This is a genomic window from Mitsuokella jalaludinii, from assembly GCF_928722185.1.
GTDB classification, from domain to species: Bacteria; Bacillota; Negativicutes; order Selenomonadales; family Selenomonadaceae; genus Mitsuokella; species Mitsuokella jalaludinii.
Window position 1 is genome coordinate 516,544 of the sequence record NZ_CAKMXA010000001.1, and the last position, 23,667, is coordinate 540,210.

Below are 23,667 nucleotides of genomic sequence, written 5' to 3' on the forward strand. Positions count from 1 at the left end.
GAATATTCCAGCCCGTCTAGACTAAGCCATGCCACATAGTGGGGTCTGCTTTTTCTCCAAACGAAAGCATGGATTCCTGGGTGCCACCACCGATAAAGACTTTAGCATTTTTGCCGACAGCGATATTTGTCCCATCATTAGTCGGACTGATATCATACTTAATCTCAACACCATCACCTTTGACAATATCCTTATCCGCGGCCCAGCTGATGCCTGGCGTGCTTCCCCACGTTAGGGCACCGGCGGTGAGGGCCATGGCGATGACACGGGCCAGGGCTGGGGTGCTGTGGTCGATAGACGGTTGACTGCTCTTGTGGTTCCGCTTAGCGAGTTCGGACACGACGATGTAACACTGCTGTGCCTTGCTGTAGATGACTTTGTAGATTCGATTCATTCGGTCTTCCCCTCCACTATCATTAATTTATAGATTAAAGACATCTTCAGGATACGACCTGTTGTTACTGCACGGTCAATCTCTACATTGTTTTCTACAATATTCCTATAGATAATTATTGTATATCACTATGTTATTACTGCAAATAAAAAAGCATGCGGCATGGTGATGTCGCATGCTGTGAGCAGTCAGGCGGCGGTAGTGCCTGCTGAGGGAGCGCTGTTGTCATCTCTTTGGATGGGGACCTGGAAGCGCAGGACTTCGGCGGTCTTGTGGAAATCCTGCGAATCAATGAGGCCAATGATCTGGCAGGTGACATCGCCGAGCAGCGTGCAGTTCTCTTGCTGGCAGTAGGCCAGGAGCTTCTCCATGTAGGCCGGGGCCTGCTCAAAATCTTCGAAATAGACACAGGCACACGTACTGCTCTCGTACGTCTCCGTCTTTACTTTCTCCGTGCTGTCATCGGGGACGATCATGCCAATCCGATCTGCCCGGCAGCGCCCCGCGAGGAAATCCTCCTGTTTCACCGTCAGGAAGGCATTGTACGGATAGACGCCGCGAATTTTCTTCTTGTGCAATTCTCCTTCCATGCACGAGAGATCGTAGACGACGCTGCCGAAATCCTCCTGGAAGTAATTGCGCACCGCCTTCTTCATGTAGACATGGGATGACGGCACGTACCCAATCGTCAAGGTGTCCTTGGGCGGCCGGTGTGTGAAATAGTCATTCCAGCGAAGGACCTTCTGGAGCTCTCTTTTCTGCCATTGCAGCTCACGCATCTTCCGGTCCAGCTCAACGACCTTCTGGCTATACGTATGCACTAGGAAGTCGGCACTGGAGTGATCCAGGATAGCCGCAATCTCCTTGAGGCTCAGGCCTAGATCCTTGTTGTGCTGGATCATGTGGAACACCATGCTCTGCCTGACATCGTAGATGCGGTAGTTGCTCTTCGGATTGACCTCTATCGGCTTCAGCAGTCCTTTCTCATCATAGAGCCGCAGTGTCGCCAATGTCGTATGATTCAACTTGGCCATCTGGCCGATTGTGATCTTGTTGTTCTTCATGATTATCCCTCCGCGAATGCTGTCATCTCGGCTGCCACAGTCTCATCATGCAAGCCCAACCAGGTAATCCAACGATACATGATAATACTTCGCCAGTATGATGAGCCGCTCTATCGGCAGCTTGCGCTTGCCGAGCTCATACATGCCATAGGCGACCTGACTGCAGTGCAGGACCTTGGCGACATCCGCCTGGGATAAGTTATTGCGCTCACGCAGATCTTTTAGATTCTTTGCCCAGATACTAGGCGTATGACGCAGGGCGGCTCCATCCGCCTTAGGCTGACATTCCCCCATCGCGACGCCCCCCCCGTGTACATTTGTGCACTTTGCGGTTGTAACCTGTACATCCATGACAATGACATTCCTTTCTAAAAATAACGGGACTGTTCTCATACATGCATCTGCCATATGGCTAATGCACGTTTAGTTTTATTATAACCTATATCATAAGATTATGGTCAATATGCATTTTGATTTTACAGATTCAGAAATACAATCCATATATTTGCCAATATACAAGAGAAGTTCTTCCTTCTGTTTGTATTGTACTACGACTTCCCTTGAATACATACCACTATTCTGCTGTCTTGCAGGAAAAATGAGATAGATCACACAGAAAAAGGATATATTTATCTTGCAGGTGTGTGATATTATGAAATTGCGATTACAGATTGTATAGCACATTGTTATAAAACAAGACACTAAGAAGGCCGTGTGTCATTTGCCACACGGCCTTCTGTTCATCCTATGGAAGCGTGATGTCAATCAGCCCTGATCTTGGAGTCCGGCCAGGTAGTCGAGCGATACATGGTAGTACCTTGCCAGCTTCACGAGGTTATCAACCGAGATTCGGCGCTTGCCAAGTTCGTACATGCCGCACGCGACCTGACTGCAGCGGAGGACCTTCGCCACATCTGTCTGCGACAGATTGTTGGCCTGGCGGAGTTCTCGCAGCCGCTTGGACCACACGGCGACATTCCTTGTCATCTGCGATGTCTTCTCCTTTCCAGCCATCAGCCCTGACTCTTGTCGAGCTTGGCAAGGATTTCCGTCATCTTCTGCTCGAGAGCATCGATGCGCTTATCCTTGTCGGCATTGTCCTTCTTGAGCTCGTCGGTCCCCTTCGACTGTGCGTCGATGACTTTGGCCATCTGCGTCTTCGTCAGAGCATGGTGGTCCGAGCCGCCCGGGCCGAACTTGACGGTCACGCCCGCATTGAGGCCCACATCGCCATTGCCGAACGAAACGCCGAAGCAGAACAGGCTGTTCTCATCCGGCTGGTAGAACGCGCCAACCGCGCCTGCATTCGAATTGCGGTAATGGCCGTAGCCAAGCGCGAACTGCGCTTTGTCGTCCGGATCGAATTCCTGTATCGGATGCAGCGCCGCCAGGGCATTGCTGCCCGCCGCCGCACGGCTGATGTCGTTCTCGATGAGGCGGCTCGTCGTCTTGAGGCCAGTGTCCAGCGCGGACAAGTTCTGGCCGACGGTATTGTTTTCCTTGATTATGGATTCAAATCACATGCATCTAACCACGCCCAGAATGGCCAATTGAGTTAGAATTCACTGTCGACGGTTGGAGAGCTTGCGCGTACCTTTCCGCCGTGCTATAATAGACATAGAAAAAGAGGCCACCGTAGACGGTTGTCCTCAACTGTTGATCAAAAAGATGACCGTATAGTTGTGAGCTTGGCGGTCATTTTTTGTGCTTCTGTCTTTCCCGAGAGCGTAGCCCAGAGAAAAGCAAGCAATCGCAAATCCGAGGACATTCATGACAATGCCATAGAGCGTTCCTTCGTTCATGCGCATCCCCTCCTTCCAGTTGAGATCTGCCGCAAAGCAACAGTCCGCTGTGGAGGGCGTACAAAAATCCCTCCATCGTCAAACATCAAAGTAATCTGATAGAGAGGACAACCGCCTACCGTTGGTGGCCATCGGGAGCAAGCATGCTCCCGATTCTTTTATTATAGCATACGATTTCGGCAAAGAGAATGCATCATCAACAACATCAAGAGCTACAGCATCTTCGTCCAGAAGGTCCGCGATAGCCTGCAAAACGGGCTCGAACTCAGGACGGCTATCCGTCAGGCCATCACTTACCTGTAAGCGTCATCACCGATTCTACCAGCCTCTCACTCGAAGAAGTCCGCAAGATTGCCAGGGATAACGGGCTGGCTTTCTGACAGAGCGCAACGGTGAACAACGAATGCATAAAAAATCAAGAGGCATAGGAGCCGCAACTCCTATGCCTCTTGTTGTACTTGTAACAAAATCTCTTGCTGTGTCAGGGAATGGAGCGGAAATGAACGGAGATGACGTTTCCCATGGGGGGGCTGCTCGTCCTGTTTCTTCCCGGTTGCCTGGATCCGGTGCAGATGAGCCACGTTGTGTCCTATCTTGCCCGGACGCGCTTCTTTCTGCAGCAGCTCAAGCATGTTGATCTGCCGCAGGTAGCTTTTCAGGGTGCCGCTCTTCCTCGCCCGGCGGATTTTCTGCGCGAGCAGGAGGATGGCGGCGTCTTCGACTTTGGCGAGGTTCGCATTGTGCTGCGGGCCAAGGCCGAGTTCTTCTGCCATTCCGATTTTCCTGAGGTAATCTGTGAGGCTGCCGCGCGCAAAAGCGAACGCCATCCTCTCGTGAAGACGGACTGCTGCACGTACCATGATTCCGTCCAACCGTCCATCAAAATCAGCATGTCTCATAAGAACACACCCTTTCTGATGAATCAGAATCATCGTTTTGCTTGTCCTGCCAGAAGGAGTTGCCTTCTGGCAATTCTTTCCTATGCTCTTATTTCGCGGCAAACAAGAAAAATCCTGCCGGAATGCGCGGGTTTCAGCAGGATTTTTTATATAAGAAAAGGACCCCTTGCGGGGCCCTCCAGTTGGGGATACATCAAATCTATGGGGTTATGAGGATTCGAGTTATATGTTCAGGATACCTTATTTGGTGTCCATGATGGCTTCCGGGCCGCGGTCGCCGGTGCGGATGCGGACGGCGTCGGTGAGCTCGTAGACGAAGATCTTGCCATCGCCGATGTTGCCCGTGCGCACGGCTTTCTGTGCGACTTCGAGCACGCGCTCGACCGGGATCTCACAGACGACGGTCTCGAGCTTGATCTTCGGGACAAGGTTGATGTCGTATTCCTTGCCGCGGTAGACTTCCGTGTGGCCTTTCGACAGGCCGCAGCCGAATACCTGACTGACGGTCATGCCGAGCACGCCGATATCGTTGAGTGCCTGCTTGAGTTCTTCGAGCTTGCTGGCACGTGTGATGATTTCTACTTTCGTGATCTTCATAGCTGCCTCACTCTTTCTGCGTACTTAGAATCGTGTTTGCGAGCATCTCGCTGGAGTTCTCGAGGGATGCGATCGGGCTGCCGGCCATCATGGCGCTGGCATAGCCGCGCTCGCCGTGCTCGACGACATCGAGACCTGCGATTTCTTCCGTCTCATCTGCGCGGACCTTCATGAAGTGGCTGACGACCTTGAAGAGGATGTACGTGCCGACAATGGCAAGAGCATAAGCAACGATGACCGAAACGACCTGAGCGAAGAGCAGGTGCGTCTCGCCGTAGAAGAGGCCGTCAGCACCGGCCGGGTTGACTTCCGTCGTAGCCCAGAGGCCCGTTGCGATGGAGCCCCAGGTACCGCCGATGCCGTGAACACCAAAGGCATCGAGCGAATCATCGTAGCCGAGCTTCTCTTTGAGGACAGCGACGGCGAGGTAGCAGACAATACCACCGATAAAACCAATGGCGAGCGCAGGCATCGGCTTTACAAAGCCGGCAGCTGGCGTGATGGCAACGAGGCCGGCGATGCAGCCGGAAGCCGCGCCGAGGATGGTCGGCTTGCCGTTGCGGTACCACTCAACGAGTACCCAGGAGACCGTTGCAGCAGCAGCTGCTGCCTGCGTCGTGACGAATGCGTTGGCGGCGAGGCCGTTTGCGCCGAGAGCCGAGCCGGCGTTGAAGCCGAACCAGCCGAACCAGAGGAGTGCTGCGCCGAGAACCGTCATCGGCAGGTTGTGCGGAATCATGGCGAACTGGCCGTAGCCGCGGCGCGTGCCGAGCAGGATGCAGATCGTCAGGCCGGACACACCGGAAAGGATGTGGATGACGAGGCCGCCGGCGAAGTCCAGCGCGCCGAGCTCTGCGAGGAAGCCGCCGCCCCATACCCAGTGAGCCATCGGGTTGTAGATGAAGATGGCCCAGAGCAGGATCAGGACAGCAAAGGCTGCGAAGCGCATGCGCTCTGCGAACGCGCCCGTGATGAGGGCCGGCGTGATGACGGCGAACATGCACTGGAAGGCGACGAAGGCGAGCTCCGGGATCGTGCCGTTCTCGAGGACGTTGAGGCCGACACCGGCAAGGCCGACCTTGTCGAGGCTGCCGATGAAGCCGCCGATGTCCGTGCCGAACGTCATGGCATAGCCGAGTATGACCCACTCAACGGAGATCATCGCGATGATGAAGAAACTCTGCATGATGGTCGTCAGGACGTTCTTGCTGCGGACCATGCCGCCATAGAAGAACGCGAGACCAGGTGTCATTACAAAGACCAGGGCTGCACTGATGAGCACCCAGGCCGTATCGCCAGTGTCAATCATAAGAATCCATTCCTTTCCATTACTTCAAAAAAGTTGCAGTGATTGGAAAATATAATAGCTTTTCCCGTTCCATTCACCCGCCGCTGAATCAGGGCCAAATGCAAAAGGCGTCCAGCGGCATGAGCCTCGATGAGGTTTCTCATGCCCGCCGGACGCCTTTGTCCATTCCTGGCCGCTGTTTGTTTTGGGGATTTCAACGGAAAGTGTACCAGCTAGTGAACAGGAAAGCCCCGAAGAATCCGGTACCTGATTCTTCGGGGCTCCCTTGCCTCTTACTGATATCTTTATAATAGCAGGGTCACCTGCATTCGTCAACACCAAATTTACATGTATACAGTATTTCGACCCGAGCTACCCTGCTCAGTCCGACAGAAGTCCATGCTTTTTGACGATAAGGTCGTACGTGCCGTCCTCGCGCTTCTTGACGGAGAGGACCTTGTGGTCCTCGTCCTTGAGGCTGCGCGGCACATTCTGGATTGGCTCGCCGTCATTGAGGTGCACGGCAAGCGTCTGGCCGTCCTCGAGATCTTCGAGGGCCAGCTTGACTTTAACAAAGGTGATGGGGCAGACGACATCCGTGATGTCGATCGTGCCGTCGGTCTTTACTGCTTCACTCATAATACTTTGTTTACCTCCTCTTCCAGTTTGTCCCAGCCGACGCGGTCCAGGCAGTTGGCAAAGCGCTCGCTCGGCTTCGCGTACTTCTCAAAGAAAGCCAGCGTCGTGTCGACGAGTTCGTAGAGTTTCTCCTCTTCAAAGACGATCGGCAGGAAATGGCGGCCAATCGCGATGCGGTTGCCGTAGAGGCCGCCGAACGAGATGACGAAGCCGGCCTTGCCCTGCCAGGCGTCCGTCGGGCAGCTCTTGATGCACTTGCCACAGTAGACGCACTTCGACTCGTCGAGCACGACCTTGCCCTCGTCTGCCTTGACCGTGATGGCCTTCTCGGGGCAAACAGCTTCGCAGACGCCGCAGAACGTGCAGGAATCGGACGACCATTTCGGCTCGACGCCGCCCTTGACGCCGAAGTCGTTCTCCTCGGCCTTGAGGCAGTTGTTGTGGCAGCCAGTGAAGCCGAACTTGAACTTGTGCGGCAGCTCGCGGCCACCGTAGCGCGTGTCGAACTCCTGCGCGAGGTGCTGCGTGTCGATGAGGCCCGAGGCGCAGACGGCGCAGCCCTGGCAGGCCGTGATCGTGCGCACGCGCGGCCCGCAGACGCCGACGGAGGCGCCGCCCTCGTGCAGGGCTTTCTTGACGGCGTCGATATCCTCGAGGCGGATGAAGGGAATCTCGATGCCCTGGCGTGAGGTCAGGTGCACGTAGCCCTTGCCGTACTGCTCCGCGACTTTCTGCACGGTGCCGAGCTGGGCCGCGGTGAAGTGGCCGCCGACGGACTTCAGGCGCATCGAGAAATGGTCTTTCTGGCGCTGGCGCATGAAGCCGCCTTTTTTGAGCTCTTTATAATCAACTGCCATGGGAATTCCTCCTAAGATATACATACATTATGATTGCTAGATGAGATAGATAGTAGATAGATGACGTTCTCATCAATGAGGGAAGACGGGAGGGGCTGGCCCGGCGCTGCGCGTGACGGTCTGCTAAACCTGTTTTTTGCCTTTTATGGCAGCCTTGCCAAGGAGCTAAACGCGCTCCGCTTGGACGACGCTCCTTGGCAAGGATTCTGGTCGGCAAAAAACCGGTTCTTCACGCAGACCGTCAAAGCTCCGCTAAGGGCCAGCCCCTCCCTCACTTCCTGAGATGCTCGAGGCGTTCCTCTCAGCTCATCGCCGATGAAGAGAAAATCAGCGGATGCGCAAGTCCTCTTTGCTCACGTCGGTCCGTTTCTCAATGTGGAAACTGTTCAAAACGGGTTCGCCGCCGTTGAGGGAGAGGATGAAGTAGCTCGCGCGGCTGTCGTAGGCGAGGCGCTTGTCTTCTTCGCTCGGGCGGGAGGGGGATGCGGGGTGGCTGTGCCAGTTGCCGAGGAGCTCGAGTCCTTGGGCGCGCAGCTCCTTGACTGCGGCGAACTGCTCCTTCGGGTCGAGGGAGAAATGTTCTTCGCTGTGATCGATGTTCGTCAGGAAGAAGACTTTCTCCACGAATTTCTCGCCAGTCGCTTCGTCGATGCGGCCGCCAATCAGGCCGCAGTCTTCTACTGGCGCGGTCTTGCGCGCGTGCTGCACCATTGTGAGGTAGTCCTCCAGTTTCAGATGAATGATCATGCTCTCCCCCCTCAGTGATGGCGCAGGTCGCAGGCCGGCTGCTCGTAGTCGATGAGCTCGGTGATCGTCGGGTGGTCGCTGCAGATGCCGCAGTTCGGGTTGCGCGGGATCTTGATCTTGCGGAAGGTCATCGTCAGGGCGTCGTACGTCAGGAGATAGCCCGTCAGGAGGTCGCCGATGCCGAGGATGTACTTGAGTGCTTCCGTCGCCTGCAGCGTGCTGATGACGCCGCCCATGACGCCGAGCACACCGGCCTGACGGCAGGTCGGCACAGCGTCTTTCGGCGGCATTGTCGGGAAGACGCAGCGGTAGCACGGGCCCTTGCCCGGCACGTACGTCATGAGCTGCCCCTGGAAGCGGATGATGCCTGCGTGCGAGAACGGCTTCTTCTCGAAGACGCAGGCATCGTTGATCAGGAACTTCGCCGGGAAGTTATCGGTGCCGTCGATGATGAAGTCGTAGTCCTGGTCGCGGATGATGTCGCGGATGTTCTTCGACGTCACCATCTCGTTGTAGGTATGGACCTCGACGTCCGGGTTCATCGCCGCGATCGTCTCCTGACCCGACTGGACCTTGGCCTTGCCGACATCCTTCGTCTGGTGGATGATCTGGCGCTGCAGGTTCGAGAGGTCGACGACATCGAAGTCGACGAGGCCGATCGTGCCGACGCCGGCCGCTGCAAGGTACATTGCAGCCGGTGCGCCGAGGCCGCCCGTGCCGATCACGAGCACCTTGCCGCCGAGCAGTTTCTCCTGCCCCTTGCCGCCGACCTTATCGAGGATGATGTGGCGGGAATAGCGTTCAATCTGTTCATTCGTCAAAGAGCTCATCTTGCGCCGCCTCCCATGAAATAGAGGAATTCCACCTTGTCGCCATCCTTGACGAACGTCGACTCAAAGCCCGAGTGATCGACGAACTCACCGTTGAGCTCGACCGTCACGTAGTCCGGCTGCTCCGCCTTGGCGACGACGAGCAGGTCCTTGAGGTTGATGGACTTCTCGATGGTCAGTTCTTTGCCGTTTACTGTCAGTTTCATGTAAAATCCCTCCATAATACCAGAAAAAGCTCGCGATAAAGACACCCTGACAGAACAGGCTCCTGCCACAGGCCTTATCGTGAGCTTTCGTTGACGAATGACTCTCGTATCTTGTTAATGCATACTTTGTTGATATGTTTAACAATTTATGGCTATTATACAGCCGTCTGCGAGAAATGTCAACATGTAGTGATAAAAGTCACGGATTATTTTGTGCCGCCAGCCAGAGAGGCCCCTGCATCAGGGAGCTCATCGCGCAGCCGCCCGCTGCGCCCGCCGCGAGGACTTCCGGCAGGCGCTCGGGCGTGATGCCGCCGATGGCGTAGACGGGAAGCGCTGTCGAAGCGGCGGCTTCGCGCAGGAAGCGGAGGCCGCGCGGCGGCAGGCCCGGCTTACAGGTGGTCTCATAGATGTGGCCCGCGATGAGATACGAGCAGCCGAGCTGTTCCGCTTCGCGCACGTCTTCGAGCGAATGGCATGAGGTGCCGAGCCGCCCAGGCAACGCCCTCCCTTCCTGACGCATGGTGCGCAGGAGAGGAAGTGGCAGGTGAAGGCCGTCGGCGCAGAGATGCTTCGCCGCACCAGCGAAGGTATGCGCGATAAAGGGCACCTGATGGCGGCAGCAGAGGATCTGTACCTCCCGCGCCAGTACCTCATAGTCCCCCTCCTCCATATCCTTCTCGCGCAGGATGAGGGCGGCGGGATGCGCGGCGGCTACCTGCTCGAGGCGCGCGAGAAAGGCTGGCTGCCCTCCTGCCTCATCAAAGAGATGGCGGTTGGTCACCGCGATTAAATGCTCCTGCTTCGCAGGAGGTATATAGTACAGGTTCTCCTGCTTCGCAGGAGGTATTTTCTTAGAGATACACATAGTCATTGAGCACTGGCTGCAGGCCCTCGCCGGCCATGTCCGCGTACATGCGGCGCAGGCTGCGGCTGTCGCAGATCTCGAACTGCGCGTCGCCGGTCTCGCCCTCTCCCTTCCCCGTGTACTTCTCCTCGTGGTCGCCGATGCCCGTCGAGACGCCGGCGGAAATCTTCGTCGCAGCGATCTTGACGATGCCGTTGCGGAAGGCTGCGCTCTCGCGCGAAGAGACGGTGATGCCGACGTACGGCAGGAAGATGCGGTAGGCGCAGAGGATCTGGCAGAGCTGGCGCTCGCCGACATCCTGCGGGTTGATTTTCTCGTTGTTGATGATCGGGCGCAGGCGCGGGCACGAGAGCGAGAACTCGGCCTGCGGGTACTTGCGCTGCAGGTAGTAGACGTGCAGCGCTGTCGCGAGGGCGTCCTTGCGGAAGTCGGCGAGGCCTAAGAGTGCCGAGAAACCGACGCCGCGCATGCCGCCCATCAGGGCGCGCTCCTGCGCCTCGAAGCGGTACGGCCAGACGCGCTTGTGGCCCATGAGGTGAAGCGTCTCGTATTTCTTGACATCGTATGTCTCCTGGAAGACGGTGACGTAGTCGGCGCCGCACTCGTGCAGGTAGCGGTAGTCGGCGACATTCATCGGGTAGACTTCGAGGCCGACGTTGCGGAAGTACTTGCGCGCGAGCTTACAGGCTTCGCCGATGTAAGCAACGCTACTCTTCTCCTTGCTCTCGCCCGTCAGCATGAGGATCTCCTCCATGCCGCTCTTGGCGATGACCTGCATCTCGTGCTCGATCTCGTCCTTGCTGAGCTGCAGGCGGTGGATGTCGTTGTAGCAGTTGAAGCCGCAGTAGACGCAGTAGTTCTCGCAGTAATTGGCGATGTAGAGCGGCGTGAAGAGGTAGACCGTGTTGCCGAAGTGACGGCTCGTCTCGCGGCTCGCGCGCTCCGCCATCTGCTCCAAGAGCGGCAGGGCGGCCGGCGAGAGCAGCGCCTTAAAGTCCTCGATCGTGCACGTCTCGTGGTCGAGGGCGCGCTTGGCGTCAAGGATCGTGTAGGCGCTCGGGTCGTAGTCGTTCATGGCCGCGATGACCGTCTCGCGCACAGTCGGGTCGATCTGCTCCATGTCGGGCCAGTAGGCCATCGGGTCGGTACGGCTCGAGGGGTCCGTCTCCAGGCGGTGCTTCTTGGCGAGGGCTTTCTCGCTGAGCTTGTCCGAGTCGATGAAGAAATTATTTTTCTGATTCGTCATCACAATGCGCTTCCTTTCTGTTCTCTACGCTCAGTCATGCAGGAAGCCCGTCAGCGGGTCGGAAGCGGCGGCACCGCGCGTCAGCACGCGGCCGAGCCCCGAGAGATATGCCTTGCGGCCGGCGCGGATCGCATCGCGCATCGCCGAGGCCATGAGCGGCACATCGCCGGCCGTCGCGAGAGCCGTGTTCGCCATGATGGCCGCGGCGCCCATCTCCATCGCCGCGCAGGCCTCCGACGGCTTGCCGATGCCGGCGTCGACGATGATCGGCAGGTCGATCTCGTCGATGAGGATCTGCAGGAATTCCTTCGTCGCGAGTCCCTTGTTCGAGCCGATTGGCGCGGCGAGCGGCATGACGGCCGCTGCACCGGCATCGACGAGCGCGCGGGCGGCGTAGAGGTCGGGGTACATGTAGGGCAGCACGACAAAGCCCTCCTTGGCGAGCATTTCGGTCGCGCGGATCGTCTCGTTGTTGTCGGGCAGCAGGTACTTCGAGTCGCGCATAATCTCGATCTTGATGAAGTCGCCGCAGCCGAGCGCCTTGGCGAGATGCGCGATGCGCACGGCCTCCTCCGCCGTGCGGGCGCCCGAGGTATTGGGCAGCAGGGTGACGGTCTTTGGCACGTAGTCGAGGATGTTCTCCTTCTCCTTGGTGTTCGCGCGACGCACGGCCACCGTCACGAGCTCTGCCTCGGCATAGCGCACGGCCGCGTCGATGAGTTCGAGCGAGTACTTGCCCGAGCCGAGAATGAAACGCGAGTGGAACGTGTGGCCGCTGAGCGTGAAGCTGTCCTCGGCCATCTTTTCCTCGATGGATTTCGTGGATTTTGTGGATTCTGTCATTTCTATCGTCTTCTTTCTCTATCTCTCTGTGCATATACGGCAGCTGCTGCGGGCCGTCAGGCACCGCCGCCCATGAAGCAGACGATCTCGACGACATCGCCCGCCCTGAATGATGTCGTCTCGTACGCATCCTTCGCGAGGATCGCGCCGTTGTACTCGACAGCGATTGCCCGGCTGTCGTAGCCGGCTTCCTTCAGGAAGTCCAGGAGCATCGTGCCGTCTTTGGCCTGTGCTTCTCCATTGATCGTGACCATAGGTTCATCTCCATCCTGTCTGCATAAAAAAAGAAGGAAGACCTGCTTGGTCTTCCTTCGCTCATCTCACGTCTGCGCCTGCCCTGCGGCGAAGCGCTCCATCTCCCTACGTTGGCATTATCCAAATCAGGTCAAGGGTCGGGACCACGAGTCCCCTCTCAGCCTGCTGTGCACGACGCCGCAAGCTCCCCCGTTATGCAATTGCAACTCTTATTATAGTCGGACTCTTTCACATTGTCAACGCGTCTCTCAAGCAATTGTGTATTGGTTGGCGACAGACTGCCAAAGCTCGAGGCCCGTGCGCGCGACCGTCGCGTAGAACGGCTCGCCCGCCTCGCGCAGTGCGAGGTACTTCTGGACGAGGGCCTCCAGGAGGCCGAGGAGCTTGTCGTCGGCCACGCGCCCCTCGAGCGGCCGAGCAAAGGCAGATCCCTCGCCGAGATGTCCGCCGATCATCAACGTGTAGACGGGCACGACCGCCTCGCCGACGCGCGCGCGGCCGCCCGTCAGTCCGATGTCGGCGACCTGCGGCTGCGCGCAGGCGTGGAAGCAGCCCGTCAGGTTGATGCGCAGCGGCTGTCCGACCTCTGGGAAAGCTTCGTCGAGCGCGGCCGTGAGCTCGTGCAGGCGGTTCTTCGTCTCGATCGGTGCGAAGTTGCAGTAGGCATTGCCCGTGCACGAGGAGGCGTAGCCCGTGAAGAACCCCGGCGCCGTCGGGTAGGCCTTGAAGATTGCATCATGAAGCAGTGCCCCGGTCTCTCCCTCGGGGATGTCGAGCAGGATGAGGTTCTGCGAGTTCGTCGTGCGCAGGCGTCCCTGGCCGAAGCGCTCAGCAAGCTCGGCAAATGCCCGGAGGTCTTCGGCTCGGATGTGGCCGTTCTTCACGTGGACGCCGACGTAGCAGAGTCCCGGCTGCTTCTGCGCGTGGATGCCGTAAAAGCGGCCGTAGTTCCACGGGGCGGTGACTTCCTCGCCGCCGCGCAGCAGAGCGCCCGTCTGTGCCTCGATCTTCTCGGCGACACGCTCTGCGCCGAGGTCCGCCACGAGGTACTTGAGGCGGCAGTGATTGCGCTTCTCGCGGTAGCCCTCGTCGCGGAAGAGCGTTGCGACAGCCTCAGCGACGGCCTTGACCTCCGCCGGGCGGATGAAGAACGGCAGGCGTACCGCAAGATGCGGCTCTGCCGAAAGGCCGCCGCCGACGTAGGCGACGAAGCCCGCCTCCCCCTCGCGCCTTGCCGGCACAAAGGCAAGGTCATTGATGCGCGCAAAGCCGGCATCATGCGGGTTGGCCGAGATGGAGATCTTGAACTTGCGCGGCAGGTTCGAGAAATCGCGGTTGCCGAGGAAGAACCGGAAGACTTCCTCGACGAGCGGGCGCGTGTCGAGAAGTTCCTCTGCGTCGACACCGGCCAGCGGGTTGCCGAGGATCGTGCGCGGCACATCGCCGCAGGCCTCGACGGAGCTCAGGCCCGCGGCCTTGAGCCGCGGCAGGATGTCCACGGCATCGCGCAGGGTGATGTTGTGGATCTGCACGGCCTGGCGTATCGTGATCTGGATCTCGCCCTTGCCGTACGCGGCGGCAAGATCCACGAGGACTTTGGCCTGCGCTGCCGTCAGCTGGCCCGAAGGCAGCTTGACGCGCACGAGGAAGTGGCCGTCGCGCGGCCGCTGGGCGTAGATGCCCGCCCACTTGAGGCGCTCAACATCGCCAGGGTCAATCTCCTTGAAATCCTTTTCGGCGAGCGCGGGAAGCTCCTTGAGGATCTCGAGCCCGTCCTTCTCGTGTTTCCACTGTTCATTGCGGTTGGTCATACTATCTCTCCTGTCATGAAAAATGGAGGTCCCCGTACTCAACGAGCATCCATACGCAAAAGAGCATACATACTCGAAAGAATACAGGAACCTCCATTTGCTGGTCAGTTACTGAATTGTATCTACCATACCATGGATAGTCGTTATCCGTCAACAGAAAATATCACAGAGCTGTGATAAAAATCACAATACCTCTTCTTCCCCACCGCTCAATGGCGGCCGAAGGCGAAGATCTTGACGCAGAGGAAGGTGATCGGCACGCCGAGGATGGCCGCGAGCAGGTAGCTCGCGAGCGACGGCAGACCGAGCAGATTGTAGCAGATGAAGACGATGGCGTTCTGGATGATGTAGTTCGGCACGTACGAGAGGAAGAACTTCACGTAGCGCGCGAGCGTCATGCGCGTCGGGAAGACGAAGAGGCTGTTGAGCAGATACGCATTGCCATTGCTCAGCAGATAGCCGATGTTGAATGCGAGGTTCGCATTGTGGACGAGCGGCTCGAGGATTGTCGCGAGGAAGCTGCAGAGGAAGGTGTTGAGCGTGCCGATGACGAGGAAGAGCAGGAAGGCGCGCGTGAAGAAGTGGTGCTTGATGGTCTGCCAGTCAATTCTCATGGGCAGGCTCCGGCTCTTCTACCGAATCATTGGCCATGGCGATGGCCGAAGCCGCCGCCTCGTCATCGAGGCCGTGCGCGAGGTCTTCGGGTTTGCCGCGCGCGAGGAGGTAGAGCGGACGGCGCTTCGTCTCCTCGTAGGTGCGGCCGAGATACTCGCCGATGATGCCGAGGATCAGGAGCTGCATGCCGCCGAAGAAGAGCAGGCAGGCCATGATTGTCGGCCAGCCCGCCGCCGTGTCCTCGCTGACGAAGGTCTCATAGAGCACGTGCAGGAAGAGGCAGATGCTCGCGAAGAGGCTCGCCATGCCGAAGTAGAGGCCGAGGCGCAGCGGGAAGGTCGAGCACGTGAAGACGCCGTCGACGGCGAGGCGCCACATCTTGCGCGGCGAGAACTTCGAGCTGCCCGCAAAGCGCGGCGGCGCCGTGAAGTGCAGCTGCTTCTGCCGGAAGCCCATCGCGCCGATGAGCCCGCGGATGAAGCGCGCGTGCTCGCGGTAGCGCCGGAAGGCCAGCACGGCCTTGCGGTCCATCAGGCGGAAATCCGAGCCGCCCGGCTGCACGGGCACCTCCGATATGAGGTTGAGGAACTTGTAGTAGCCGGCCGATGTCGTGCGCTTGAGCCACGAGGCATCGCGCGTCGCATCGCGTATCGTCTGCACGACATCGTATCCCTCGTGCCAGTACTTCAGCAGTTCGGGAATGAGCTCGGGCGGATGCTGCATATCGCCGTCCATCGTGATGACGACATCGCCGTCCGCGTGGTCGAGGCCGCAGGTCAGCGCGAGCTGGTGGCCGTAATTGCGTGCGAGCAGCATCGGCTGGACGCGTGCGTCTTCACGCTCGAGCTTCGCGAGGATGGCGCGGCTCTTGTCGCGCGATCCGTCGTCGACAAAGATTATTTCCCAGTCAAGGTCAAGACCTGCCATCGTCTGGCGGACGGCTTCGTAGAAATGATGCAGATTGTCCTCCTCGTTGTAGACGGGTACGACGATGGACAGTCTCTTTTTCTCCATGGATATCTAGACTTCCCTTCTATCCTTCTGTGTTCCTTCGTGTTCCTTCTGTGTTTTTATTCCGCATCGCCGGGATTGGCGATGCGGCGGCGCGGCACGATGGCCTTGACAATCGTCGTGCCCTGTGACTCGTAGACGTTCTCGAGAGCGCTGTCGGCGAGGCGGCCGCGCAGGAAAGGCAGCCGCTCCGTCTCGCAGATGATGAGGATCGGCGTCTCGGGCGGCAGGTCTTCATAGGCGAGGAACGGCATGACATTCTTGGCGTTCCAGCTCATGCCGCCGGGCCGGACGTCCTCCATCTCCTCGCGCCCGATAAGCTCAGGGATGTTCTCCCCGTAGTAGAAGACCGTCGAGGCCTTGTAGTGGATACGGTCATTATTATAGTCGCCGTAGTTAACGACGAGGTAATCACCGGGATTAAGATTCCTTAAAGCAGCGGCCGTCGTGCGCCCCGACTGCTGCTCGCAGAGCGGGATGGCGGCCACGAAGATCAGCACGGCGTAGAGCACGTACATGCAGGCGGCAGTCCGCTTGACGAGGCGCATCTTCGGCAGCAGGAAGCGGCCCGCGAGGATGGCCATCGGCAGGAAGGCCGGCTGCGTGTAGGTGACGTACTTCGTCGCCATGCACTGGAAGAAGAGGTTGACGAGCAGCGCCCAGACAAAGAGGAAGATGGCCGCATCGCTCACGCGCCGCTCCTTCACCCTCTCCCTGAGCTCTGCCCAGCGCTTCTTGACCTGGTAGAGCACGACGAACGACCACGGCGCGAAGCCCACGAGGAAAATGAGCGTGTAGTAGTAGAAGACATCGTCGCGCGCATGCTCGGCCACGCGGGCGCGCAGGAAATTGTGCACGCCGAAGAACGTGTCGATGAAGTCCATGCCGTGCAGGCGGTACATGACGTAGTACCACGAGCCGCCGACGGCGAGGAAGACGGCCATGCCGGGCAGCCACTTCATGTGCAGGAGCTCCCCCGCCCGGCGCCGCACGCAAAGGAAAACGAGCAGGATGAAGCCCGGCAGCAGGAAGCCTATGGGCCCCTTCGTCAGGACGGTCAGCCCCGAAAAGAAAAAGGCCGCGAGGTAGAGCCATCGCCTACCGCTGCGGTAAGCGAGGTAGAAGGCAATGAGCACGGCGTTGAAGAAAAAGACGAACGTCATGTCCGTGATGACGGCCTTCGAGAGGTAGAAGAAGGCGATCGTCGTGCCGAAGATGATGGCCGAGAGGAAGGCCGTAGCCCTGTCGTAGAGCTTGCGCGCGAAGTAGTACGTCTCAAGCACATTGAGCACCGAGAACACAGCCGGGAAAAAGCGCGCAGCAAACTCTCCCGTGCCGAAAATCTGGAAAGCCACGAGGAGTTCCCAGTAAAAGAAGATCGGTTTATCATACCAGTAATTCCCGTAGATGCGCGGCGAGGTGAAATCGCCAGCTGCCAGCATCTCCTTGGCGGTCAACGCGTAGTTCGATTCGACGGGGTCCGTGATGGCCAGCTGGCCGTTGCCGAGCAGGACGAGGACAATGACGGCGAGTAGTGCCAGCGCGCGCTCGTGCTGCTTCATCATGGCAAGGATCTTATTCATGCTTTGCCCCCATCATCCCTGCTGATCTGCAGCAGCATCCTTTGCGAGGCAGGCCAGCGTCTCCTGCTGGATGTCGGCGAGCGTCGTCTTGGCGAGCTCCTGCTCGAGCGCGCGCTGGGCATCTTGCAGGTGGCCGTCGAGGATCTTGTGGATGTTGCGGCCGACCGGGCAGGCCGGATTCGGATTGTCGTGGAAGTGGAAGAGATGCTCGTGGTCGATGGACTCGACGGCCTCGAAGATGTCTAAGAGCGTGATCTCCTCGAGCGGACGCGTGATCCTGATGCCGCCCGTGCCGCGCGCGACCTTGATGAGCCCGGCCTTCTGGAGCTGGGACATCGTCTTGCGGATGATGACGGGGTTGACATTGACGCTGCCCGCGAGGAAATCGCTCGTGAGCTTGTACTGGTCCCCGAACGCCTCGATGCAGGCAAAGATGTGGACCGCAATGGTGAAACGGCTGGAAATCTGCATAGTATCCCCTCTTTCCCGGCTCATATCGCATCCCATCGCACCGTATATACTGTATATGCTGTATATGCTGTACATGGATCTTCATTGATCTTGAGCCGCATTCTCTCATCTATCGTATTCTTGCAGATACGCTGTATTTATTAATACCTTCAGTATAGCAGGAATCCAATGCCTGTCAATTTCCCTGCTACATCGAGCGCTCTGCCTCATGGCTGTGCGCTCGCCTGCGCCGCGCTCTCGAACGGGAAGCGGTCGAGCGCAAAGAAGCGGCCGCGGATGCCGCCCATGGCCTCGTGCAGCATGCGCAGGAAGAGCGGCCAGTCCGCCGGCATGTCCTGTGCATCGTAATGGCAAGTGAGCCCCGCCTCGAGGCGGTCGTGGCGCTGCCAGCGCACGATGAGCCGCGCCCCCGTATCCGAGCCGTCGATACAGCGCACGTGCAGGCGCTGCTCGAAGGCAGCCGGTTTGTCGAGCGCATCGAGCAGATTGCTCACCGCCTTCGGCAGATCGTAGGCATGGCGCTCCGTGCCGAAGTCCTCCTTGTGTCGGTTGTAGAGGATCATGCGCTTGCGGCGGTCGAGGACGAGCTTCTCGCGCAGCTCCACGACCGTCCTCTTCCGCCCCGTGATGACGGGCACCTTCTCGACGAGCAGGAAGCGGATGTACTCGAGGTGGTTCTGCTGCTGGATGGTGACGTCCGGCAATTCATTGAGGCAGTCGACGAACGACGTCCAGTTCTCGGGGAACGCCCCGAGCCCTATGATGTGGCGCGCGTTCTTGCCCTGCTCCTTGTAGAGGAGCTGCCAGCGCGTGTCCGCTGAGAGCGGTGCCGACGCCGTGAAGCGCGAGCGCCAACGCTGCGCGATGGCGAGCTTGTCGAGCTTGCGCAGCCAGCGGCGGCCATTCGGCAACTCTACAAGAGCGTCCGGAGCGAGTTCCTGCGGCAGCTCCTCGAGCGAATCCGCCCGGGCCGCGCCGACATAGACCTTGCGCTCGCGCACCGCCACCTCGACCCGCAGGCTGCCTGCCCGCAGAGGGCCGCCCATCGTGAATATCAATTGTTCGAGCAAAATGTAACCCCCTAGATACCTAAGATACAGAATAGAAGATAAAACACATTGCAATGCAGGCTCCCGGCCAGCGCGGACATCCGCAAGAATCGCTTTACAGGAAAGATAGAAATGCGGTATAATGGCTGTCAGGAAGTGTATTGTTTTTATGAAGAAAATCTATTTACTCGCGATGATGCTCTGCCTGCTCATCCTGCCGGCAACGGCCATGGCTGCTCCGTCCGCGAACGCCAAGGCATTCGAGAGCGAAGAGACGATCTCGAACCAGTGGATCGACGCCATGCTCGTCAAGCAGGACTCGGCCTCTGCCCTCGCCGTCATGAGCGCCGATGCCAAGAAGAACGTCAAGGCATCTGAGATGCTCAAGGCACAGCAGCGCATGGCCAAGGAACTCGGCACGCTCAAGGAGAGCCGCTTCGTCTCGTGGACGCGCTTCGACAAGACGGACCAGTTCATCTATCTCATGAGCTTTGACAAGGCAAAAGTCGTCCGCTGCGAGTTCATCTTCAACAGCAAAGGCGAACTCGACTACTTCGCCCTGACGCCATTCGCACCGCAGGAGAATGCAAAGGCAAGCAACAAGGCAAAGAAATAAGCTATGGGATGACGCCTGCAAAAAGAGCTGTCGCGAAAGCGGCAGCCCTTTTTTGTTTACATCGTGGCGGGGCAGGGTGTGGCGTGGCAGGGCGGAGACTATTTCGGTTTCGTCACTTCGTTAAATGCCCCGCAAGGTATATCTTCAGTACTGAGGAACTGCGCCGCATACAGCGACGCTTTTACATTGCAAACAAAGCCAAGCTCGTTTGCGGGGCAGCCCTGCGGGCAGTCACTCCGTTCCTGCAAGCGAAATAGTCTCCACCCCGCCTAGTCAGGCCATCGCATATGAGCCCACCGTAGAAGTCGAGTTGTGGCAGTAAAAAGGTACTGCCTAAGGGTGGGGGAATATATTTCGCCTGCAGGCGGCGCAGTACGTGCCCGAAGGGTGTGCCCCACCCAGAGGCTATCTTCGCTACGCGATGTCAAAGCGCCGCGGCAGGCGGCGAAGCGGCTTCCGTCCGCAACCTCACTTGGGGCACATTTACGGAGCCGCCGAAGCCGAAATATGTTTCACCGCCCCCTTGCCAAACCTCCCTCGATGGCCCTTTGCAAACCGAGCATAGGCCCCATTTCGCGGAGCTTCTGAAGCCGGAATACACGCCCCCGCCCCGTACAGATGTCAACAAGAACTGACCTCTTTTGCCGGCTCAAAGACTGAGCTTCTCCTGCACATGGTCGAGTATGATCCCGCCGATCGCGCTCTTGCTCATGAGCGGGTAGTCCCACATGCGACCGTCGCGGGCGAAGATCTTGACGCGATTTGTCTCGGTGCCAAAGCCCGCGTCCTTCTCGGAGACGTCGTTGGCGACGATGAAGTCGAGGTTCTTCTTGGCGAGCTTGGCCTTGGCGTAGTCCTCGACGTGCTGCGTCTCTGCGGCGAAGCCGACGAGGATCTGGTGCGCCTTCTTCTGGCCGAGCTCGTAGAGGATGTCGGGGTTGCGCTCGAGCACGAGCGTGAACTCCCCGTCCTGCTTCTTGATCTTGTCAGCCGCTACGACCTTGGGCCGGTAATCGGCGACGGCGGCCGCCTTGATGACGACATCCGTGGCCGGGAACTCCCGGAGCACGGCTTCGCGCATCTGCCGCGCCGTCTCGACGCGCACGATGCGCACGCCCTCCGGCACGGGCAGAGCGCTTGGCGCCGACACCAGCACGACATCGGCGCCGCGGCTCTTTGCCTGCTGCGCAATGGCATAGCCCATGCGGCCCGTCGAGCGGTTGCCGAGGTAGCGCACGGGGTCGAGCGGCTCGATGGTGCCGCCGGCCGTCACGAGTACCTTCTTGCCCACGAGCTCCTTCCCCTTGGCGAAGAAGGCAGCGAGCTCCTCTACGATGGCGGCTGGCTCCGGCAGGCGCCCCTTGCCGCGGACGCCGCAGGCGAGCATGCCGCTCGCTGGCTCGATGATGTGATATCCCCTTGCGGCGAGGTCGCGCAGGTTGCGCTGCGTCACGGGATTCTCGTACATGTTCGTGTTCATCGCCGGCGCGGCAAAGACAGGTGCCTTTGTCGCGAGCAAGGTCGTCGTCAGCATGTCGTCGGCAATGCCGGCCGCTGCCTTGGCAAGGACGTTGGCCGTCGCGGGTGCGATCAGCACGGCGTCGGCGAGCGTGGCGAGCGCGATGTGCTCGACATGGTAGTGCGGCACCTTGGCCCACATGTCCGTCGTCACCGGTTGGCCACTGATCTCGCGGAAGGTCAGCTCCGTGACGAAGTTCTCGGCGCCGCGCGTCATGATGACATGGACCTCCGCGCCGGCCTTCTTCAGGCGGCTCGCGATCTCGACGGCCTTGTAGGCGGCGATGCCGCCCGTCACACCGAGCACGATCTTCTTGCCCGAGAGGGCGCCTGCGTTCTCCTGTTCCATCGGCTGCATCTCCTCCCCTGCTGTTTCCTCAAGGAATCTTACTGGTCGATATCGAGCTCGTAAGAGATCTTGCCCTCGGCAATCTCCTCGAGCGCATTCGTCACGTTCTTCGTCGAGCGGGCCTTCGTCGCCTTGAGCTCAGCGCCGTCTAAGAGCTGGCGTGCGCGCTTGGCGGCAAGCACGACGAGGCCGTAGCGGCTGTCGACTTTCTTCATCAGCGTATCCGTGGACGGATTGACCATGCTCATCTCAACAGTATTCGTTCTCATTGTTCCAACACCTCATTGATCATATCTTCTTTATCACGACGGCAGTGCTCTGCGACCATGATGGCCTGGATGCGCTTCACAGCCTGGCGCACTGTGTCATTGATGACGACAAACGTGTAATTGCGGCCGATCTCGATCTCCTTCTCGGCGGAGCCGAGACGGCGCGCGAGCGACTCCTCTGTCTCCGAGCCGCGGCCGCGGATGCGGCGCTCGAGCTCCGGCAGGGACGGCGGCAAGAGGAAGATGAAGAGCCCGTCGGGGCAGCGCTTCATGACATTCAGCGCGCCCTGCGTATCGATTTCGAGCAGGATGTCCTGCCCTGCCTCGCGGCGCTCCTCGATCTTGCCGAGCGGCGTGCCGTAGTAGTTGCCGTAGACATTGGCGTACTCGAGGAAGCCGCCCTCCCCGATCATCTTCTCGAACTGCTCCTTCGTCAGGAAGTAGTAGTTCTTGCCGTCGACCTCACCGTCGCGCGGCTGGCGCGTCGTCGCGGAGATCGAGTAGGCAAGCTCCGGCGTCTTCGAGAGGAGCTCTCCGCAGACCGTTCCCTTGCCCGTGCCCGAAGGCCCCGAAATCACAATCAATAACCCTTTGCTCATTCTACCTCATCTTTTCCTTTAGTATTCCGATTCATCTCCGCTCTGCTGGCCCTCGCCATCTCCTTCGGGTCATCCTCGACGAGGATGCGGTGCGTGATCGTCTCCGGCTGCACGGAGGACAGCACGACGTGGTCGCTGTCCATGACGAGGACAGCGCGCGTGCGGCGGCCATACGTCGCATCGATCAGGCGCTCATTGTCGCGCGCCTCCTGGACGATGCGCTTGATGGGCGCCGACTCTGGGCTCACGATCGCGACGATGCGGCTCGCAGATATGATGTTGCCAAAACCGATGTTGATTAAGCTGATATCCATTTCGTCTTTCCTCCCTATCGTGAATCGTGAGCTGTCTCACTCGATGTTCTGGACCTGCTCGCGGAGCTTCTCAATCTCGCTCTTCATGTCGACGACGAGCTGCGCGGCCTCGGCCGAGCTCGCCTTCGAGGCGATCGTGTTCGTCTCGCGGTTCATCTCTTGGATCAGGAAGTCGAGCTTGCGGCCGATGGGACCGTCCGCCGACGCGAGGATGGCGCGGAACTGCTGGAAATGGCTGCCGAGCCGCACGACTTCCTCCGTGTAGTTGACCTTGTCGGCGTAGAGCGCCGTCTCCTGGATGATGCGCGTCTCGTCGATTCCCTGCTCAGAGAGCAGCTCCCCGAGCGTCTTCTCGAGGCGCTCGCGGTAGGCCTGCACGATCGTCGGCGCGAGGGCCTTGAGGCGCTCGACGGATGCTTCGAGCTCGCCGAGGCGCACGAAGAAGTCGCGGCCGATGTTCTCGCCCTCGGCCTGGCGCATCGCATCGAAGCTCCGCAGGGCCTCACTGGCAGCCGCGCGCAGCACGGGCTCGAAGCCCGCGAGCTCTTCGTCCTTCTCGACCTGCAGGACATCGGGGTACGAGGCGACCTGCATGACGTCGTCGGGGCGCGCGAGGTGCAGGAAGTCGCTGAGCTCGTCGAGCGCCGCGTGGTACGAGGCGGCGAGCTGCTTGTCGACGCGGATGGAGGCGGCGTGCTCGCGCTTGTCGAGATAGTTGACGAAGATGTCGACCTTGCCGCGCGCAGCCGTCTGGCGCACGAGGCGGCGCAAATTGTCCTCGAACGGCGAGAGCGCCCTCCCCATGTGGAAGGACATCTCGAGGAAGCGCTGGTTGACGGCCTTGACCTCGACCGATACCTTGTATTCCTCATTCTCGACGACGGCAGAGCCGAAGCCGGTCATGCTCCTGATCATAGCCTCACCCCC

30 protein-coding genes and 1 riboswitch are annotated in these 23,667 nt (G+C 59.2%); of the genes, 1 reads left to right on the forward strand and 29 read right to left on the reverse strand.

The annotated features are described in order from the left end of the window. Positions 1 to 16: 16 nt before the first annotated feature. From QDI87_RS02355 to QDI87_RS02470, 24 genes are all read right to left on the reverse strand, one after another. Positions 17 to 394, reverse strand: a complete 378-nt coding sequence (locus QDI87_RS02355) for an ESPR domain-containing protein (RefSeq protein ID WP_278742125.1) — start codon at positions 392 to 394, stop codon at positions 17 to 19. Positions 395 to 582: 188 nt separating this feature from the next. Then, entirely contained in the window at positions 583 to 1,458 is an 876-nt protein-coding gene (locus tag QDI87_RS02360) for a MerR family transcriptional regulator (RefSeq protein ID WP_278742126.1), read from the reverse strand. A gap of 45 nt (positions 1,459 to 1,503) precedes the next feature. Next, positions 1,504 to 1,752 carry a helix-turn-helix domain-containing protein gene (locus tag QDI87_RS02365; RefSeq protein WP_081828392.1) on the reverse strand — a complete coding sequence of 83 codons (249 nt, stop codon included), beginning with the start codon at positions 1,750 to 1,752 and terminating at the stop codon, positions 1,504 to 1,506. Between the two features lie 471 nt (positions 1,753 to 2,223). Continuing rightward, positions 2,224 to 2,445, reverse strand: a complete 222-nt coding sequence (locus QDI87_RS02370; RefSeq protein WP_036375080.1) for a helix-turn-helix domain-containing protein — start codon at positions 2,443 to 2,445, stop codon at positions 2,224 to 2,226. 26 nt (positions 2,446 to 2,471) lie between these two features. After that, entirely contained in the window at positions 2,472 to 2,933 is a 462-nt protein-coding gene (locus tag QDI87_RS02375; protein ID WP_051652159.1) for a YadA C-terminal domain-containing protein, read from the reverse strand. 174 nt (positions 2,934 to 3,107) lie between these two features. Continuing rightward, a complete protein-coding gene (locus tag QDI87_RS02380) occupies positions 3,108 to 3,260 on the reverse strand; it encodes a hypothetical protein (RefSeq protein ID WP_155948045.1) in 153 nt (50 codons plus the stop codon). Positions 3,261 to 3,700: 440 nt separating this feature from the next. Then, positions 3,701 to 4,033, reverse strand: a complete 333-nt coding sequence (locus QDI87_RS02385) for a hypothetical protein (RefSeq protein WP_278742128.1) — start codon at positions 4,031 to 4,033, stop codon at positions 3,701 to 3,703. A gap of 366 nt (positions 4,034 to 4,399) precedes the next feature. Then, complete coding sequence (locus QDI87_RS02390; RefSeq protein WP_036374817.1) at positions 4,400 to 4,756, reverse strand: P-II family nitrogen regulator; 357 nt, start codon at positions 4,754 to 4,756, stop codon at positions 4,400 to 4,402. A 7-nt stretch (positions 4,757 to 4,763) separates the two neighbouring features. Continuing rightward, entirely contained in the window at positions 4,764 to 6,065 is a 1,302-nt protein-coding gene (locus QDI87_RS02395; protein ID WP_278742130.1) for an ammonium transporter, read from the reverse strand. Between the two features lie 360 nt (positions 6,066 to 6,425). After that, on the reverse strand, positions 6,426 to 6,683 hold the full coding sequence (locus QDI87_RS02400) for a sulfurtransferase TusA family protein (protein ID WP_278742131.1): 258 nt from the start codon (positions 6,681 to 6,683) through the stop codon (positions 6,426 to 6,428). After that, positions 6,680 to 7,540, reverse strand: a complete 861-nt coding sequence (locus tag QDI87_RS02405) for a 4Fe-4S binding protein (protein ID WP_278742132.1) — start codon at positions 7,538 to 7,540, stop codon at positions 6,680 to 6,682. Before QDI87_RS02405 ends, QDI87_RS02400 begins: the two co-directional genes overlap by 4 nt. A gap of 327 nt (positions 7,541 to 7,867) precedes the next feature. Next, a complete protein-coding gene (locus QDI87_RS02410; RefSeq protein WP_055161310.1) occupies positions 7,868 to 8,287 on the reverse strand; it encodes a M67 family metallopeptidase in 420 nt (139 codons plus the stop codon). Positions 8,288 to 8,298: 11 nt separating this feature from the next. Continuing rightward, positions 8,299 to 9,117 carry a HesA/MoeB/ThiF family protein gene (locus QDI87_RS02415; RefSeq protein WP_255240645.1) on the reverse strand — a complete coding sequence of 273 codons (819 nt, stop codon included), beginning with the start codon at positions 9,115 to 9,117 and terminating at the stop codon, positions 8,299 to 8,301. Further along, positions 9,114 to 9,323 carry a sulfur carrier protein ThiS gene (gene thiS, locus QDI87_RS02420; protein WP_036374834.1) on the reverse strand — a complete coding sequence of 70 codons (210 nt, stop codon included), beginning with the start codon at positions 9,321 to 9,323 and terminating at the stop codon, positions 9,114 to 9,116. The genes QDI87_RS02415 and thiS (QDI87_RS02420) overlap by 4 nt, the downstream gene beginning before the upstream one ends. A 199-nt stretch (positions 9,324 to 9,522) precedes the next feature. Then, on the reverse strand, positions 9,523 to 10,107 hold the full coding sequence (locus QDI87_RS02425; protein WP_278742133.1) for a thiamine phosphate synthase: 585 nt from the start codon (positions 10,105 to 10,107) through the stop codon (positions 9,523 to 9,525). Positions 10,108 to 10,177: 70 nt separating this feature from the next. Then, positions 10,178 to 11,437: a 2-iminoacetate synthase ThiH gene (gene thiH / locus QDI87_RS02430; protein ID WP_036374837.1), complete on the reverse strand. Its 1,260-nt coding sequence runs from the start codon at positions 11,435 to 11,437 to the stop codon at positions 10,178 to 10,180. Positions 11,438 to 11,467: 30 nt separating this feature from the next. After that, positions 11,468 to 12,238 (reverse strand): thiazole synthase, encoded by a 771-nt coding sequence (locus tag QDI87_RS02435; protein ID WP_278743360.1) that lies wholly within the window; start codon positions 12,236 to 12,238, stop codon positions 11,468 to 11,470. Between the two features lie 98 nt (positions 12,239 to 12,336). After that, the gene (gene thiS, locus QDI87_RS02440; RefSeq protein WP_036374840.1) at positions 12,337 to 12,534 is read right to left on the reverse strand and encodes a sulfur carrier protein ThiS; all 198 of its coding nucleotides are present in this window, start codon (positions 12,532 to 12,534) and stop codon (positions 12,337 to 12,339) included. Positions 12,535 to 12,620: 86 nt separating this feature from the next. Continuing rightward, positions 12,621 to 12,736: riboswitch (TPP riboswitch) on the reverse strand. Positions 12,737 to 12,783: 47 nt separating this feature from the next. Then, positions 12,784 to 14,346, reverse strand: a complete 1,563-nt coding sequence (locus tag QDI87_RS02445; protein WP_255240644.1) for a nitrite/sulfite reductase — start codon at positions 14,344 to 14,346, stop codon at positions 12,784 to 12,786. 209 nt (positions 14,347 to 14,555) lie between these two features. Further along, the gene (locus tag QDI87_RS02450) at positions 14,556 to 14,960 is read right to left on the reverse strand and encodes a GtrA family protein (protein ID WP_255240643.1); all 405 of its coding nucleotides are present in this window, start codon (positions 14,958 to 14,960) and stop codon (positions 14,556 to 14,558) included. Further along, entirely contained in the window at positions 14,950 to 15,975 is a 1,026-nt protein-coding gene (locus QDI87_RS02455; protein ID WP_255240642.1) for a glycosyltransferase family 2 protein, read from the reverse strand. The genes QDI87_RS02450 and QDI87_RS02455 overlap by 11 nt, the downstream gene beginning before the upstream one ends. Before the next feature lie 56 nt (positions 15,976 to 16,031). Then, positions 16,032 to 17,555 carry an ArnT family glycosyltransferase gene (locus QDI87_RS02460; RefSeq protein WP_255240641.1) on the reverse strand — a complete coding sequence of 508 codons (1,524 nt, stop codon included), beginning with the start codon at positions 17,553 to 17,555 and terminating at the stop codon, positions 16,032 to 16,034. 12 nt (positions 17,556 to 17,567) lie between these two features. Further along, positions 17,568 to 18,026, reverse strand: coding sequence for an Rrf2 family transcriptional regulator (locus QDI87_RS02465; RefSeq protein WP_036374849.1), 459 nt, complete (start codon positions 18,024 to 18,026; stop codon positions 17,568 to 17,570). A gap of 206 nt (positions 18,027 to 18,232) precedes the next feature. Continuing rightward, positions 18,233 to 19,096 (reverse strand): hypothetical protein, encoded by an 864-nt coding sequence (locus QDI87_RS02470; RefSeq protein WP_255240640.1) that lies wholly within the window; start codon positions 19,094 to 19,096, stop codon positions 18,233 to 18,235. Between the two features lie 148 nt (positions 19,097 to 19,244). On the opposite strand from QDI87_RS02470, the gene QDI87_RS02475 reads away from it, so the two are divergent. Next, positions 19,245 to 19,691, forward strand: a complete 447-nt coding sequence (locus tag QDI87_RS02475; RefSeq protein ID WP_055161341.1) for a hypothetical protein — start codon at positions 19,245 to 19,247, stop codon at positions 19,689 to 19,691. 649 nt (positions 19,692 to 20,340) lie between these two features. Here QDI87_RS02475 and coaBC read toward each other — a convergent pair. The 5 genes from coaBC to QDI87_RS02500 are packed head-to-tail and all read right to left on the reverse strand — an operon-like array spanning position 20,341 to position 23,655. Next, positions 20,341 to 21,567: a bifunctional phosphopantothenoylcysteine decarboxylase/phosphopantothenate--cysteine ligase CoaBC gene (gene coaBC, locus QDI87_RS02480; RefSeq protein WP_255240639.1), complete on the reverse strand. Its 1,227-nt coding sequence runs from the start codon at positions 21,565 to 21,567 to the stop codon at positions 20,341 to 20,343. 29 nt (positions 21,568 to 21,596) lie between these two features. Further along, the gene (gene rpoZ, locus QDI87_RS02485) at positions 21,597 to 21,827 is read right to left on the reverse strand and encodes a DNA-directed RNA polymerase subunit omega (RefSeq protein WP_036374858.1); all 231 of its coding nucleotides are present in this window, start codon (positions 21,825 to 21,827) and stop codon (positions 21,597 to 21,599) included. Further along, positions 21,824 to 22,426: a guanylate kinase gene (gmk, locus tag QDI87_RS02490; RefSeq protein WP_036374861.1), complete on the reverse strand. Its 603-nt coding sequence runs from the start codon at positions 22,424 to 22,426 to the stop codon at positions 21,824 to 21,826. The genes rpoZ and gmk overlap by 4 nt, the downstream gene beginning before the upstream one ends. Next, on the reverse strand, positions 22,423 to 22,740 hold the full coding sequence (gene remA, locus QDI87_RS02495; RefSeq protein ID WP_051652164.1) for an extracellular matrix/biofilm regulator RemA: 318 nt from the start codon (positions 22,738 to 22,740) through the stop codon (positions 22,423 to 22,425). Before remA ends, gmk begins: the two co-directional genes overlap by 4 nt. A gap of 36 nt (positions 22,741 to 22,776) precedes the next feature. Then, positions 22,777 to 23,655 carry a YicC/YloC family endoribonuclease gene (locus QDI87_RS02500; RefSeq protein WP_036374864.1) on the reverse strand — a complete coding sequence of 293 codons (879 nt, stop codon included), beginning with the start codon at positions 23,653 to 23,655 and terminating at the stop codon, positions 22,777 to 22,779. Positions 23,656 to 23,667 lie beyond the last annotated feature (12 nt).

Excerpts from the sequence above, each read along its gene's own strand:
- remA (WP_051652164.1), bottom strand. The coding sequence starts at position 22,740 with ATGGATATCAGCTTAATCAACATCGGTTTTGGCAACATCATATCTGCG.
- QDI87_RS02435 (WP_278743360.1), bottom strand. The coding sequence starts at position 12,238 with ATGGCCGAGGACAGCTTCACGCTCAGCGGCCACACGTTCCACTCGCGT.
- QDI87_RS02390 (WP_036374817.1), bottom strand. The coding sequence starts at position 4,756 with ATGAAGATCACGAAAGTAGAAATCATCACACGTGCCAGCAAGCTCGAA.
- QDI87_RS02355 (WP_278742125.1), bottom strand. The coding sequence starts at position 394 with ATGAATCGAATCTACAAAGTCATCTACAGCAAGGCACAGCAGTGTTAC.
- QDI87_RS02360 (WP_278742126.1), bottom strand. The coding sequence starts at position 1,458 with ATGAAGAACAACAAGATCACAATCGGCCAGATGGCCAAGTTGAATCAT.
- QDI87_RS02365 (WP_081828392.1), bottom strand. The coding sequence starts at position 1,752 with ATGGGGGAATGTCAGCCTAAGGCGGATGGAGCCGCCCTGCGTCATACG.
- QDI87_RS02385 (WP_278742128.1), bottom strand. The coding sequence starts at position 4,033 with ATGGCAGAAGAACTCGGCCTTGGCCCGCAGCACAATGCGAACCTCGCC.
- QDI87_RS02415 (WP_255240645.1), bottom strand. The coding sequence starts at position 9,117 with ATGAGCTCTTTGACGAATGAACAGATTGAACGCTATTCCCGCCACATC.
- QDI87_RS02465 (WP_036374849.1), bottom strand. The coding sequence starts at position 18,026 with ATGCAGATTTCCAGCCGTTTCACCATTGCGGTCCACATCTTTGCCTGC.
- thiS (WP_036374840.1), bottom strand. The coding sequence starts at position 12,534 with ATGGTCACGATCAATGGAGAAGCACAGGCCAAAGACGGCACGATGCTC.
- QDI87_RS02405 (WP_278742132.1), bottom strand. The coding sequence starts at position 7,540 with ATGGCAGTTGATTATAAAGAGCTCAAAAAAGGCGGCTTCATGCGCCAG.
- rpoZ (WP_036374858.1), bottom strand. The coding sequence starts at position 21,827 with ATGAGAACGAATACTGTTGAGATGAGCATGGTCAATCCGTCCACGGAT.
- QDI87_RS02450 (WP_255240643.1), bottom strand. The coding sequence starts at position 14,960 with ATGAGAATTGACTGGCAGACCATCAAGCACCACTTCTTCACGCGCGCC.
- QDI87_RS02500 (WP_036374864.1), bottom strand. The coding sequence starts at position 23,655 with ATGATCAGGAGCATGACCGGCTTCGGCTCTGCCGTCGTCGAGAATGAG.
- QDI87_RS02445 (WP_255240644.1), bottom strand. The coding sequence starts at position 14,346 with ATGACCAACCGCAATGAACAGTGGAAACACGAGAAGGACGGGCTCGAG.
- QDI87_RS02380 (WP_155948045.1), bottom strand. The coding sequence starts at position 3,260 with ATGAACGAAGGAACGCTCTATGGCATTGTCATGAATGTCCTCGGATTT.
- QDI87_RS02395 (WP_278742130.1), bottom strand. The coding sequence starts at position 6,065 with ATGATTGACACTGGCGATACGGCCTGGGTGCTCATCAGTGCAGCCCTG.
- QDI87_RS02370 (WP_036375080.1), bottom strand. The coding sequence starts at position 2,445 with ATGACAAGGAATGTCGCCGTGTGGTCCAAGCGGCTGCGAGAACTCCGC.
- QDI87_RS02410 (WP_055161310.1), bottom strand. The coding sequence starts at position 8,287 with ATGATCATTCATCTGAAACTGGAGGACTACCTCACAATGGTGCAGCAC.
- QDI87_RS02475 (WP_055161341.1), top strand. The coding sequence starts at position 19,245 with ATGAAGAAAATCTATTTACTCGCGATGATGCTCTGCCTGCTCATCCTG.
- thiH (WP_036374837.1), bottom strand. The coding sequence starts at position 11,437 with ATGACGAATCAGAAAAATAATTTCTTCATCGACTCGGACAAGCTCAGC.
- QDI87_RS02460 (WP_255240641.1), bottom strand. The coding sequence starts at position 17,555 with ATGAATAAGATCCTTGCCATGATGAAGCAGCACGAGCGCGCGCTGGCA.
- QDI87_RS02455 (WP_255240642.1), bottom strand. The coding sequence starts at position 15,975 with ATGGAGAAAAAGAGACTGTCCATCGTCGTACCCGTCTACAACGAGGAG.
- coaBC (WP_255240639.1), bottom strand. The coding sequence starts at position 21,567 with ATGCAGCCGATGGAACAGGAGAACGCAGGCGCCCTCTCGGGCAAGAAG.
- gmk (WP_036374861.1), bottom strand. The coding sequence starts at position 22,426 with ATGAGCAAAGGGTTATTGATTGTGATTTCGGGGCCTTCGGGCACGGGC.
- QDI87_RS02400 (WP_278742131.1), bottom strand. The coding sequence starts at position 6,683 with ATGAGTGAAGCAGTAAAGACCGACGGCACGATCGACATCACGGATGTC.
- thiS (WP_036374834.1), bottom strand. The coding sequence starts at position 9,323 with ATGAAACTGACAGTAAACGGCAAAGAACTGACCATCGAGAAGTCCATC.